Source organism: Citrobacter sp. C5_2, from assembly GCF_014596845.2.
Lineage (GTDB): Bacteria > Pseudomonadota > Gammaproteobacteria > Enterobacterales > Enterobacteriaceae > Citrobacter > Citrobacter werkmanii.
In genome coordinates, this window is sequence record NZ_CP115032.1 from 3882378 (window position 1) to 3896157 (window position 13780).

The following is a 13780-nucleotide window of genomic DNA, read 5'->3' on the forward strand; positions in this document are numbered from 1 at the left end:
ATGGCGGCTTCGCCTTATCCGGCCTACGACGGTTACTTTTTTGTGTACAGCGCGTCGAGTTTCTCTTCGAACTGGTAGTAGTTGATGCTTTCGTACAGTTCGTTGCGCGTCTGCATAATGTCGATCACGCTCTTTTGCGTGCCTTCCTGGCGCAGCACGTTGTAGACCCGTTCAGCCGCACGGTTCATGGCGCGGAAAGCAGACAGCGGATACAGGGCCATGGCGACGTTCGCGCTACGCAGTTCATCGGTAGTGAACAGCGGCGTGGCGCCAAATTCGGTAATGTTAGCGAGGATCGGAACCTGCACCGCATCAGCAAACTGGCGGTACATCGCCAGCTCGGTAATGGCTTCCGGGAACAGCATGTCAGCCCCCGCTTCGACATACGCCTGGGCACGATCGATAGCCGCCTCTAACCCTTCCACCGCCAATGCATCGGTGCGCGCCATAATCACAAAGTTGGGATCGGTGCGGGCATCCACGGCGGCGCGGATCCTGTCGACCATCTCTTCTTTAGAGACGATCGCCTTGTTCGGACGATGCCCGCAACGCTTGGCGCCGATCTGATCTTCAATATGCAGCGCGGCGGCCCCGGCTTTAATCATCGACTTCACGGTACGCGCCACGTTGAACGCCGACGATCCAAAACCAATATCCGCATCCACCAGCAATGGCAGCGGGCAAACATCAGTGATACGACGAATATCGGTCAGTACATCATCAAGGGTAGAAATACCGAGATCCGGCAGACCCAACGACCCCGCCGCAACGCCGCCGCCAGAGAGATAAATCGCCTGATACCCGGCACGCTGAGCCAGCAGAGCGTGATTGGCGTTGATGGTGCCGACGATTTGTAATGGGTTTTCTTTGCTGAGCGCGGCGCGAAACGCCAGCCCTGGAGAGTGTAGAGACATATCCGTCCTCTTGTTATCAACTTGTTACCATTTGTTGATTTACCTAAAGCAAGGGATATGCCAAAGACCGTAACTTTTGTGCAAATTCCATTTTTCATCTTTAAAACAATGGATTACATTTAGCACCTGCATTTTTTATGTACAAAAGCGTGTCAGCTATCGTTTCATGAAACTGACTTGAATGTTTCATTGCAACATTTATGAAACACAACTAAACCCTTATACTCGGTTCCTTACTTTTTGGGTTGCTTATGGCTGATACGCATCTTCCGCCGCGAGTGAACGATGACAAACCGGTTATCTGGACGGTTTCGGTCACGCGCCTGTTCGAACTGTTTCGCGACATCAGTCTGGAGTTCGACCACCTGGCGACCATTACCCCTATTCAGCTGGGTTTCGAAAAAGCGGTGGCCTATATCCGTAAGAAGCTGGCCACCGAGCGTTGCGATGCCATCATTGCGGCAGGCTCCAACGGCGCGTATCTGAAAAGCCGTTTATCGATTCCAGTGATCCTGATTAAACCCAGCGGATTTGACGTACTCCAGGCGCTGGCGAAAGCGGGAAAACTGACCTCGTCGATTGGCGTCATTACCTATCAGGAAACCATCCCCGCGCTAATCGCCTTTCAAAAAACCTTCAATTTGCAGCTTGAACAGCGCAGCTATATCACCGAAGAAGATGCCCGTGGACAAATCAATGAGCTGAAGGCCAACGGCACCCAGGCGGTGGTCGGCGCGGGGTTGATTACCGATTTGGCGGAAGAAGCGGGCATGACCGGCATTTTTATCTATTCGGCGGCCACCGTGCGTCAGGCTTTTGTCGACGCGCTGGATATGACCCGTCTGACGCTGCGCAGAAACGGGCAATACGCCTCTGGCGATATGCTGCGCACCCGCTATGCGCTGGGAGATATGCGCGGTCACTCTGCGCAAATGGAACAGGTGCGGCACACCATTATGCTCTACGCCCGTTCGCGTGCGCCGGTGCTGATTCAGGGTGAAACCGGCACAGGCAAAGAGCTGGCGGCGCAGGCTATTCATCGTGAATATTTCACACGTCAGGAGAATCGGCGAGGAAAACCTTCGCCGCCGTTTGTTGCCGTCAACTGTGGTGCCATCACCGAATCATTGTTGGAAGCGGAGCTGTTCGGCTATGAAGATGGCGCGTTTACCGGCTCCCGCCGGGGAGGACGCGCGGGCCTGTTTGAAATTGCCCACGGCGGGACGCTGTTTCTTGATGAGATAGGCGAAATGCCGCTACCGTTACAAACCCGGTTATTGCGCGTGCTGGAAGAAAAAGAGGTCACCCGGGTCGGGGGACATCAGCCGATTCCGGTCGATGTACGGGTGATTAGCGCCACGCACTGCAACCTGGAACAAGAGATGAAACAGGGAGAATTTCGTACCGATCTGTTTTACCGCCTGAGCATTCTGCGCCTCAAACTGCCGCCGCTACGCGAGCGGCTGCCCGATATTCTGCCGCTGGCGGAAGGCTTTTTAAAACAGTCGCTGGCAGAACTGGATGTACCGTTTTCTGAACCCGTGCGTAAGGGATTAGCCCTGAGCCAGCCTACGCTGCTCAATTATGGCTGGCCGGGAAATATCCGCGAGTTACGCAATATGATGGAGCGTCTGGCGCTGTTTTTAAGCGTCGAACCGCAGCCGGCGCTGAACGTACAATTTCTACAGCAGCTATTACCTGAACTGGCCGCTGTTGCTGCCCCACCGCAGGTCACTTCATCACTGACGCCGCAGCAGGTGCTGGCGCAATTCAATGGCGATAAAACCGCGGCTGCGCGATATCTCGGTATCAGCAGAACTACGTTCTGGCGCAGGCTAAAAGAAAACCCGCCAGTGCAATGACTGGCGGGTATGTTATCTTTCAGTACTGCGCATTATTTTTTCTTGTAAATATTGGCTGTACCGTGGATTTTATTGTCCGTTTGGCCGGAGGTTAATACCACCACATCTGCACCTTTCTCTTCGGCTTTCTTCAGAAGGTCTTCTTTCGCATCAGCGGCTGATACTTCATTACTTGTTGAAATATCACCGATTTTGGTATATTGCGACTCAACCTTTTCAAACTCAACCTTCGTCATAAATTCCGCGGCATACGCGTTGGACACAACAAAAGCTAACGCACCAATAAGTACTTTAATTCCAGTTTTCATATAAAAGCTCCAGGTTTTGTTATATATGCCATCATCGCCCCCTGAACATTCGCCATGCGAGTCAAGGATGATTAATAAGTAGTTCAGGCCCCAAAAAAGATCCAGAGCTGGCGGAAATATAAAGATATTTTGCGTATCGCGTATAACAGAAGATCCCACGCCGCGGCATTATCCGGCGCAGTTGGGTTACAGAAACCAGGCGTAGACGCTATTGGCAAATTTAGGCGCAATTTCACAATACAGTGTGAGTAAATACGCAGAATGACGAGCGCGCTAAAATTATAGTGTTAGCAGTCTAAGCATGCCCCAGGCCCGCTCTTACTAATGGAATCGTTGTTTATGGAACCTTTACACGCCGTCGTACTTACCATCAGCCTGTTTGTTTTAACCTTTTTTAATCCCGGCGCGAACCTGTTCGTGGTGGTGCAAACCAGCCTGGCGTCAGGACGACGCGCAGGGGTGATGACCGGTCTGGGCGTGGCCTTAGGCGATGCGTTCTACTCCGGCCTCGGGCTCTTTGGCATGGCGACGCTGATTACCCAATGCGAAGAGATATTTTCACTGATTAAAATTGTCGGCGGCGCCTACTTGCTATGGTTTGCCTGGAATAGTGTTCGCCATCAGGCTACACCGCAAATGCCAACGTTACAGCAGCCGATTTCCGCCCCCTGGTATGTATTTTTCCGCCGCGGGTTATTAACGGATTTATCTAATCCGCAAACCGTTCTGTTTTTTATTAGTATCTTCTCCGTCACCCTCAGCGCAGAAACGCCTACGTGGGCGAGGCTCATGGCCTGGGCAGGTATTGTGTTGTCTTCCGTTATCTGGCGTATTTTTCTCAGCCAGGCGTTTTCTTTGCCCGCCGTACGCCGTGCGTATGGTCGAATCCAGCGGGTTGCCAGCCGGGTGATAGGCGCCATTATCGGCGTTTTCGCGCTCAGGCTTATTTATGAAGGTATCAGCCATCGTTAAGCGAGTTTAACTTGACCATCGTGACGTAATTGTCCGTAATACCGCCTGAATTTTAAATCGCATTTTGAGTGGCAGTGAGATGGAACAGGTTGCTCCGGTAAACGACACATTACTCCTTACAGAATGGCAGGCGTTGTTACGTCAAACATCCCCTGAAGTTCATACGATCCTGACATCATTAAGCGACGAAGAGATCCGCCATTTAGTGAGCGTTTTTTATGACTATATGCTCTCCCATGCGGAGAGCGCATTGTTCCTTAATACAGAACAGGTCAGCACCCGTCTCAGCGGCAGTATGTTTGACTGGCTACGCAGCGTACTTGGTAGCGCGAATGAAGACCTCTCACAACTGCTGGCAAAACAGCGCAAAATTGGCGTGGTGCATGCCCGCATCGGGCTGCCTATCGATCTGGTTAATCGCGGCGCGCGCAAGCTGAAAGATGAATTGTATCGGGTCCTGAAAAAGAAAGCGGAATACTCGCCCGCCCTGCTGAGCGATGCCATCTGTTTCAGCAGTCTGGCAATGGATACCGCCCTGGAGGCCATGACCGTCTCCTATTCCCCCAGCTATCAAAACTCACTGCATACCCAGGAACAGTATCGCCTGCAGACCATTTACGATGACGTCAACGTCGAACGCGAGCGGCAAATACGTTCATTTACCGACTGGGAAAATCAGTTTATCTATAACATCGCCACCGGAATGCCTTTCGGTGAGCTGGTCCTTTTGGCGAATTCTGATTTTGGTATGTGGTTCGCGCATAAGGGAAAATACATTCTGGGCAACAGCAATCTGCTGAAAGAAATGGAGTCGCTGATTGCGGAAATCGACAACCGCCTGACAACCACGCTGTCGCATCAGCATCAGGCGACAGAGCCTGAACGGATGAGCTTGTTGCAGGATGTACGCCAGCTCTCGGCAAAAATCCATTTCCTGCTCGCCTCAATGTTCGACGCGCTGGTGAAGCAGGAAAATGGTAAAGACTCATTGACTCAATTACTTAACCGACGCTTTATCCCGACCATTATGCGCCGTGAGATCTCGCTGGCGTTACATACCCGGAAGCCCTTTACCCTGGCGATGCTGGATATCGACTACTTTAAGCAAATTAACGACAACTACGGGCATAACACCGGTGATATGACGCTCAAAAACGTCGCAGCGGTTATTTATGATCATATTCGCAGCAGCGATTACGTGTTCCGCTACGGTGGTGAAGAATTTATGATACTGCTTGTCGAGTCAGATCAGTCTCAGGCCAGTATTATCCTCGAAACGCTGCGTATGAAAATTGCCGAGATGCGCATGGCGGCCTCAGCGACAGAAGTATTTTCTGTCACCGTCAGTATTGGCATCGCCGAATATGACTACCATCCTGACTACAAGCAGTTGGTTGATAAAGCCGATCGGGCGCTGTACCTGGCGAAAAGTAATGGCCGCGACCGCGTAGAGATATTTCAGGAATAACCTATTTTCCCACGGATAAATAAATACCCCGTTAAGGGTATTTATCTGACCTGCGATAAGTATCGGGCTGTTATTTTTATTCAGGCCTATTGGCGCTATAAAAATAACAGCCACTTAATAAGATGCAAATCAAATACACCAAATCTGAATAGCGCTAGCATATCCCGATGATGACGCCTTCTGAATGCGGGAGGGGAAATATGAGGGATAGTGTAAAACCATGAACGGGAAAAAGAGCACGCGCTGGCAGCGCCGCCCAGGCACGACCGGAGGCAAATTGCCGTGGAATGACTGGCGTAACGCCAGTACCTGGCGAAAAGCCACCCAGTTTCTCCTGCTGGCCAGCAATATCTATATTGGCGTGACGTTTTATTATTGGGTCCGCTATTTTGAAACTGCCGGTACCAGCGTCTATATTCCAAGACCCGGCGGTATTGAGGGGTGGCTGCCTATCGCGGGTTTGATGAATATCCGCTACACGCTGGAGACCGGTTTTCTCCCGCCCATCCATGCCGCCTCCATGCTGCTGTTAGTTGCGTTTATCCTGATTAGCTTGTTGTTAAAAAAAGCCTTCTGTTCGTGGCTATGTCCGGTTGGCACGCTTTCCGAACTGCTTGGTACTCTGGGAAAAAAAGTATTGGGTCGCAACTTCACGCTGCCGCGCTGGCTGGATATCCCACTGCTCAGTCTGAAGTATCTGCTGTTGGGATTCTTTCTGTATATCGCTCTGTCGATGCCCGCCCAGGGAATCCAGTACTTTCTGATGTCGGCCTATGGCATGATGATTGACGTGAAGATGCTCGATTTCTTTCGTCATATCGGCTCCGCCACGCTTATTTTCCTGATAATTATCAGCGTCCTGAGCGTGTTTATTCGCAATGCCTGGTGCCGTTATCTGTGCCCTTATGGCGCACTGCTTGGCCTGTTTTCACTGCTCTCGCCGTTTAAAATCCGGCGTAATCCAGACAGTTGCATTGACTGCGGTAAATGTGCGAAAAACTGCCCGTCTACTATCCCGGTCGATCGACTGATTCAGGTGCGTACCGTGGAATGTACCGGCTGTATGACCTGCGTTGAATCCTGCCCGGTGGCCTCTACGCTGAGCTTTTCACTGCACACCCCTGCGGGGGAACAAGGAAACGGCAAATCGTTATGGCGGCAAACGGCATTGTCAGGCGTTGTCATGACTATCCTGGTGCTGGGTATCCTTTTTGCCACCATTGGCTATGCGGTTTATGCCAATGTCTGGGATACGCCGGTGCCCGATCACATGTATTTCCAGCTGATCCCGAAGGCTAAAATGATCGGCCATTAATTTTTAATAACCCTGCCAATTCTGGCAGGGTTTCCCGCCTGTTCCGCCATTTTAAGACTATTGAACTTGTGCCTTCGCGCACCGGTTTATACAACCTTAACTATCTCCTGTGATCATTCATTTTCTATTATGTTATGGGCGACTACATCCAATAATAAACGGGACAGCATTATGACTAAAATAAAACTGGCACTGCTATTACCTCTGTTTCTGGCGGGTTGTACGATGAGCGACGGGGAATTAAGAAATGCTTACGCTCAGCATTATCAGCAACCCGCCGCCTATGTCGAGACTTATAAACAGAAGATAGCCAGTATGGATATTAATACCCTGGCCCAATATGCCGCAGCAGAAGATAAGAAAAAAATGCGTGGGCAGCCGAGACTGAAAATCGACCAATTCATTACCATTGAGAACGTGCAGGCGAAAGGGAATCGGGTAGTCTACGATTACTCGCTGTCAGAGAGCTGGCTGGCGCTGTCTGCGGACAAACAGCGCGAGAAGCAGATCAATATGAATAAAGATCTGATCTACCGTACCTGCTCACTGGAAACGGTACGTCTGGCGCAGGCGAAAGGGCTGGAAGAAGAGCATAACTATTACAGCCAGTACCCAGACAAAATCGCCTTCACTCTGAGAACCAGCGCGCAGATTTGTATGCAAAACGGTTTTACGCAATAGCCGCAACCCACTAGGCCTGATGCGCTGCGCTTATCAGGCCTACAATTTACACACTACAGTAGGCCGGATAAGGTGCCAGCGCCGCCATCCGGCTAAAGCATCAGAATTTCCAGGATACGCTGCCGACAATGCTGCGCTCAGCGCCGAAGTAGCAGTATGAGAGCGAATTACAGGCCGCAACGTAGCGTTTATCGGTCAGGTTGTTGACGTTCAACTGAGCACTCAGTCCCTTAATACCGATATTTGTTAAATCGTAGCCAATCGCCATATCCACCAACGTATAAGATGGCAGGGTGTGCGTATTCAGACGATCGCTGGTGATTCCGTTGACATATCGCACGCCCGAGCCAAGCGTCAGACCATCCAGCGGGCCGCTTTTCACATCGTAGCTCAGCCAGGTGCTGGCCTGGTTCCGTGGTGCATACACGGCACGCTTGCCCTGCTCCTCCGCACTGCTTTTCTTGTAGCGGATGTCGGTGTAGGTATATGCCGCCTGCAGTCGGAAGCTGTCCGTCAGTTGACTAATCGCCTCCAGCTCCACCCCTTCAGATTCAATTTCCCCAATCGAGCGGTACGGATCGGTCGGCTCTTCTTTGGTGGCGATATTGGTTTGATTAATGCGGAACACCGACGCGCTGAACTGACTGTTAAGCCCTTCCGGCTCATATTTCAGCCCCGCTTCCCACTGCTTGCCTTTCATCGGCTCCAGCAGATTGCCATTCTCATCGGCAAAGCTGGTTGGCGTAAAGGCGGTGGAATAACTCACGTACGGCGCAAAGCCGTTATCGAACAAATAGAGCAATGCGGCGCGGGTACTAAAGTTGTTTTTATCCAGATCGCTGCGGGTATCGTTGATCTTATCAATATTAGACACGCTGACCTGATCGTAGCGACCGCCGAGCGTAATACGCCAACGATCCCATGACATCTGATCCTGCAAATAGTAGCCCGTCTGGCGCAGCTTGTGCTTCTCACGCGCATACATGTCGATATAATCCGGCTTCGCGCCATACACCGGGTTAAAAGCGTCGATCGGCGGGAATGCGCCGTAGTAGCCGGTGGTATTGTTGCTGCGATCCTGATAATCAATGCCCACCAGCAGACGATGGTTGACCTGCCAGGTATCAAAGCTGCCGTCGAGCTGATTATCCAGCGTAATCGCCGACATTTTTTCATCAGAGCCGGAATAGCCGCGATTAAGCTCGGTTTCGTTCAACCAGCCCGCCGCATACACTTGGTTCAGTTCAACGTCGGTATGCAGATAGCGCAGCTTTTGCCGCACCGACCAGCCGCTATCAAACATGTGCTCAATATTGTAGCCCACCATGTTTTCACGGCGATCGTATTTGTCGTAATCATCCTCACCTTCGTAAAAGGTGTTAGAGATCTTTTGCCCGTAATGCGGAACCACGGTGCCGTCATAAGGCAGACCGGAGTGGCTACCGCCTTCCGGGTCGCGATGCAGATAGGCCATCAGATCCAGACGCGTCTGGTCGGTGATGCGCCAGGTCAGGCTGGGCATCAGCGCGTAACGCTCTTCTTTTAATGGGCCAAACTGCGAGTCCGCGTAACGCGTCATTCCGCTCAGGCGCGCCGCCACACGATCGTTATCATCCAGCGCTCCGGTGACGTCAAACGCCGCGCCGCGCTGGTTATTGTTGCCGGCAAACAGCTTAACTTCCCCACCCGCGTCAAACGACGGTTTACGCGACGTCAGTGCCACAATACCGCCCGGAGAGGAACGGCCATACAGCACGGAAGCCGGGCCGCGCACCACTTCGATATCTTCAAGGAACCACGGATCGACCACCAGCGAGCTGTGTGAGTTGGTGTCGCCCATCATCTTTAGACCATCGAGATAGACGTTGTCCAGGCTGCCATCGGAGAAGCCGCGCAGCACAATGTAGTCAAAGCGGTTGGAGGCGCCAATCTGATTGCTGTATACCCCCGGCGTATAGCTAACGGCCTGACGCACGCTGGTTGCGCCCTGCTCTTCAAACTGTTCGCGGGTAATGATGGATACCGATTGCGGGGTTTCAATATCCGGCGTGGCAAGCTTCGTGGCCCCGCTCTGCATTTGCGAGGTGACAACGACCGTATCGTTTTTTGTTGTTTCCTGCGCCAGCAGAGGAAAAGCCACGCTGCCGGTCACCCATCCTACCAACAGCGCCAACCGAGTCTTCGCGAACATGAGTATCTCCAAAGGCATTTCTAATTGTAAGTGAGAATTATTACCTTTTTGCTGACGGAGATAGCTATGCCGGATGCCAGATTACCTATGCGCAGTGCCAAATTGTCTGCCAGCAACGTGCGCAAAACGCAAAAATGGATTAGCAAAGCTTGAGCATATCGCCTGGCGAAAAACCGTAACGACGACGAAAGGCAGTAGAGAAGTTGGTGGCGTGCTGATATCCCGACATCCAGGCAGCCTGCTGTACGCTGTATCCTTCCAGTAAATAACCGCGCGCGCGTTCCAGGCGGCAATCGCGCAGGTAATCAAAGACCGAACAGCCATAGGCTGCGCGAAACTTGCTACGCAGACTACTGGGACTCATTGCCGCGCGTTGCGCCAGTTCATTGAGCGTGTGATCATTCTCGGGATTCTGTTCCAACAGGCGACGAACGACTTCCAGCCGCTGCTGTTCCCCGCTGGCGGCGAGGCGTTTGCCGCTCTCGACCTGGCATACGCTGAGGCCATGGCCGAACAGTTGCAATATCAGCCCTTCCAGCATCAACTGGCGAGAAACATTGCTCAGCGCGCTCTGCTGCGCATACTCCAGGCCGCTGAGTAAAAATCCCGGTACCTGCCAAATAAGCGTCGGCGTCTGGCATCTTTCCCACTCACGCATCAACGATTCGAGCAGCCCCGTGCGCCACGCGCCGTCGGGATACAGACCGAGCGATAAGGTTCGCAGTTTGCAGTCGGCATGATGGCGGGCGCGCATCGTCTGGTGCTCGCTCAGGCGTGAGCTAAACGCCATGCCGGAACGCACCACGTGTTCCTGGCCGTTAAACGAGAGGATCACGCAGCCTTCCAGTACCACCAGCATATACAAGGGACTGCTGTGGCGGGAGGTGGTTTCATAGGGTTGCAACACCTGTACATCAGAGTGCGTCACGCACATCCCGCAGGGGAGCGTCATCTCCTCAATTTCACCTTGCAGCACAGGGCTAGCGGACGGCAAATCCGGCTTGTGCGCCAGCAGGGGAAAGCAATAGTCGATCCCATAACGCTCACCAAAATCCATAAACTCGCTGACGGAAAAAGTACGCGCTACGCGTCTGGAGGCATTCAGAGTGGTGGTGTTGTTCATGCTGTCTTCTGCACAGAAAATGGGATTAACAGTTTTTGGTCAGGAGCAACATTACCATTCCCTGCGCGACACAACAATAATAATGAGAATTATTATCAATATGGTTAAAGCACTGTCTCCCGACAACCAGCCATCTCATCAGACTGAATTTACAGCTGATGAGATGCGCATGTTCTACTGCTTGTCCTGCGTACCCTGCTGCGGCTTTTCATCAACCTGAAACACAGCCACGGCCTGGGAGAGCATTGCCGACTGCTCTTCCACACTGCCTGTCGTGGCGGCGATTTCCTCAACCAGAGACGCATTTTGCTGAGTGACTTGCTCCATTTGCGTGACAGCAACGCGGATCTGCTCGATGCCGCTACTCTGTTCCCCCGATGCGCCGGATATATCTTCCATGAGTATATTGATATTGCGTATTGCCTTAGCAATGTCCGCCATCATGACCCCACTGCTTTCAGCTATCTCCACCCCTTCCTTGACGCTGATTGCCGCCTTGGCCACCAGTTCGCTAATTTCTTTCGCTGAGGAGGCGCTACGTTGGGCAAGGGTTCTGACTTCACTCGCCACAACGGCAAATCCACGCCCGGATTCGCCAGCGCGTGCCGCTTCTACCGCGGCGTTTAAGGCGAGAATATTGGTCTGGAAAGCAATACTATCAATGACATGAGATATTTCATTCACGCTTTGCGCGTTGCGGCTGATCAGGTGAATTTTCTCAACCATGTCGCTCATTAAGCGCTCGCCACGCAATGCCATTTCCGTGCTTTCACTCGTCATGGCAGACGCCTGATGTGATTTATCGGTGTTATTTTTGGTTGTTACGGAAATCTGTTCCATACTGGCCGCCGTTTCAACCACTGCCGCAGCCTGTTGCTCCGTCCGGGTTGATAAGTCTGAATTACCCGAAGCAATTTCCTGCATGCCGATATTAATAGACTCAACGCCATCGCGAATCGTACTGACGGTCTCCCGCAGGCCGTTTTGCATATGTTGTAAATTTAAACACAGTAAGCCAATTTCATTGTTACCCGGCACCATAACGGGATGACTCAGATCGCCTTTACCAATCCGTGAAAAATGCTCAGACACGATATTTAATGGCCGAATGATTGTTCGGTTTATCCAGATATTGCAGAGAATAAAGATAAGAACCGTAACGGCCAGCAGCAAGGATATTTTAAGTATTGAGGCATTAAACTGAACGTGTGTCTGCTCAACGATATTTTTACCGACCAACATGGTTGATTTGTAGTAGCTCTCAATCTCCTTATCAAAATTTTTTCGCAAAGCCAGCACCTCAGTGTTGGCATTTGTTTGTGTACCAACAATACTACCGTCAGAAATAGCCTCATTTAATTTATCAACATACTTTTGTTCAGCATTCATTTGTTGCTCAAAAGCAGTTCTGACGATTTTACCAATCTGGGGATCATCCGCCGTCAGTCCTGGTATATCCCAAAAAATAGCGAACTGCTTTCTGGCATAAGCTATCTCATCCTGCACCTGTCGCAATGTCTGTTGGGTAGCAGCCATATCTTGCAGTTGGATATTATCAAGAACGCTTCTTACTTTATAAACAGCCCCTACAACGTTATGCAGCGAATCCTGTTCCTTTACTATATTATGCAGTAGAAGGGTACTTTTTTGATTTCCTTTGAGATCGACCAACTCAAACCCATTAGAAAGGAACTGCATAAAGGTAAATACCAAAAGCAATAATAACAGACTGGTTTTAATCCTCATATTCTTTAACATTTGAACATCTCCATAACAATTAGCCAATCATCTATGACTAAATTGTTATCGACACGCCACGTAATATCTTAACCTATAAAATGGTTAATTATGAGAAAGTATCCCCGCTCAACTTAGCATAATAAATTACGTACACCGTGGTACACATGGCGGCAAATCGCCGTTTTATTACCGGGAGCAATTACACTATAAAAAAACCAACATTAATATTATTTATGGATGAGAAAGTAGTTATATTAAATACAATGCGCCACTGAGTATGGGCCAGATAGCCGTATCTGACCGGCATCAAGCGAACAAAGCACCAGCCAAACGTCAGAGAATATAGACGGTCACTTTTTCCTGACGATCTGCCGGCACCCTTACCCATGACATTGAATCAACTGCAATTGTCGCCATTTCATTTTCTAACCGGAGTAGCGGCGTGCTGTTATCTGGCGCAGAAGAACTTTCGCCAATCTCGAGAATGCCCCGAAAAGATATAGATAAATTGTCAGCGGTATCAGACAGCCTAATCCATTCGGTCGCGATCTCTAACTTTTGCTTTAACAATTCTCTGTTCATAACTTGTTCTAATCATTACTTATCAGTAAGAAACTGGAAGTGATGAAATTCATTTGAAATATCTTTCACAAACTCTACCGGCAGGTGGTGTTTGATGAAGGTTAATTTTGCGAACTCAACATCGCCATACACCCGGATACAGAAAGGTTTGACTATCTCGCCCTGAGCACCAAAGCACTCCTGGAGTCTGGTATCATCCATAAAAATAAAGTTACCCTTTCTCACTTTAATCTTATCATGCAGGTCACGCCACTTCTCTGGTGTGAGTAGAAAGTTCTGCCATCCATTATTTCTCAACATTTCAATCGTGTGGGTGAATTTAAAATAATCATTTTGCATTGTCACATCACCACTTGAGGTGGCGTACAAGTATTCTATTTTAAATTTTAGTTGTGCATTGATGCTTTTTTTCTTACCTTCATCAATTAACCATTGAAGCTCATTGGCCACACTTCGTGAAAAGAGTTTTCTTTTTTTTGCGATGGCCAACCAATGCATAATAAAAATATGCTCTGACATTTTAGAGTGGATCTTGTGATCCTGTAATGCGATACCAATTGCCACTAACGCGCTCCAGGTGAACACTTCCAGCTCATCCTGATAATGATGCCTCGATTTACTCAC

General features: G+C 50.4%; 12 protein-coding genes. 5 read left to right on the plus strand and 7 right to left on the minus strand.

From position 1 onward, the window contains the following. Window positions 1-32: 32 nt before the first annotated feature. Entirely contained in the window at window positions 33-914 is an 882-nt protein-coding gene (prpB, locus tag ICA20_RS18865) for a methylisocitrate lyase (protein ID WP_038637980.1), read from the minus strand. A gap of 251 nt (window positions 915-1165) precedes the next feature. Here prpB and prpR point away from each other — a divergent pair, with 251 nt between their 5' ends. After that, window positions 1166-2776 carry a propionate catabolism operon regulatory protein PrpR gene (gene prpR, locus ICA20_RS18870; protein ID WP_038637977.1) on the plus strand — a complete coding sequence of 537 codons (1611 nt, stop codon included), beginning with the start codon at window positions 1166-1168 and terminating at the stop codon, window positions 2774-2776. Window positions 2777-2808: 32 nt separating this feature from the next. Here prpR and yahO read toward each other — a convergent pair whose 3' ends face one another. Then, window positions 2809-3084, minus strand: coding sequence for a DUF1471 family periplasmic protein YahO (gene yahO / locus ICA20_RS18875; protein ID WP_006685820.1), 276 nt, complete (start codon window positions 3082-3084; stop codon window positions 2809-2811). 339 nt (window positions 3085-3423) lie between these two features. On the opposite strand from yahO, the gene ICA20_RS18880 reads away from it, so the two are divergent. From ICA20_RS18880 to ICA20_RS18895, 4 genes are all read left to right on the plus strand, one after another. Next, window positions 3424-4056, plus strand: a complete 633-nt coding sequence (locus tag ICA20_RS18880) for a LysE family transporter (RefSeq protein ID WP_038637976.1) — start codon at window positions 3424-3426, stop codon at window positions 4054-4056. Between the two features lie 79 nt (window positions 4057-4135). Beyond that, complete coding sequence (locus ICA20_RS18885) at window positions 4136-5524, plus strand: diguanylate cyclase (protein ID WP_038637972.1); 1389 nt, start codon at window positions 4136-4138, stop codon at window positions 5522-5524. 220 nt (window positions 5525-5744) lie between these two features. After that, window positions 5745-6839: a 4Fe-4S binding protein gene (locus tag ICA20_RS18890; protein WP_038637970.1), complete on the plus strand. Its 1095-nt coding sequence runs from the start codon at window positions 5745-5747 to the stop codon at window positions 6837-6839. 171 nt (window positions 6840-7010) lie between these two features. Then, window positions 7011-7520 (plus strand): hypothetical protein, encoded by a 510-nt coding sequence (locus tag ICA20_RS18895; RefSeq protein ID WP_038637968.1) that lies wholly within the window; start codon window positions 7011-7013, stop codon window positions 7518-7520. Between the two features lie 100 nt (window positions 7521-7620). Here the strand turns inward: ICA20_RS18895 and foxA are convergent, their stop codons facing one another. From foxA to ICA20_RS18920, 5 genes are all read right to left on the minus strand, one after another. Next, window positions 7621-9729 carry a ferrioxamine B receptor FoxA gene (foxA, locus tag ICA20_RS18900; protein ID WP_114140322.1) on the minus strand — a complete coding sequence of 703 codons (2109 nt, stop codon included), beginning with the start codon at window positions 9727-9729 and terminating at the stop codon, window positions 7621-7623. A gap of 121 nt (window positions 9730-9850) precedes the next feature. Next, the gene (locus tag ICA20_RS18905) at window positions 9851-10834 is read right to left on the minus strand and encodes an AraC family transcriptional regulator (protein WP_038637962.1); all 984 of its coding nucleotides are present in this window, start codon (window positions 10832-10834) and stop codon (window positions 9851-9853) included. 174 nt (window positions 10835-11008) lie between these two features. Then, window positions 11009-12592: a methyl-accepting chemotaxis protein gene (locus ICA20_RS18910; protein WP_038637959.1), complete on the minus strand. Its 1584-nt coding sequence runs from the start codon at window positions 12590-12592 to the stop codon at window positions 11009-11011. Between the two features lie 315 nt (window positions 12593-12907). Next, the gene (locus tag ICA20_RS18915; protein WP_038637956.1) at window positions 12908-13156 is read right to left on the minus strand and encodes a hypothetical protein; all 249 of its coding nucleotides are present in this window, start codon (window positions 13154-13156) and stop codon (window positions 12908-12910) included. A 15-nt stretch (window positions 13157-13171) separates the two neighbouring features. Beyond that, window positions 13172-13720 carry a DUF2913 family protein gene (locus ICA20_RS18920; protein WP_230592276.1) on the minus strand — a complete coding sequence of 183 codons (549 nt, stop codon included), beginning with the start codon at window positions 13718-13720 and terminating at the stop codon, window positions 13172-13174. Window positions 13721-13780 lie beyond the last annotated feature (60 nt).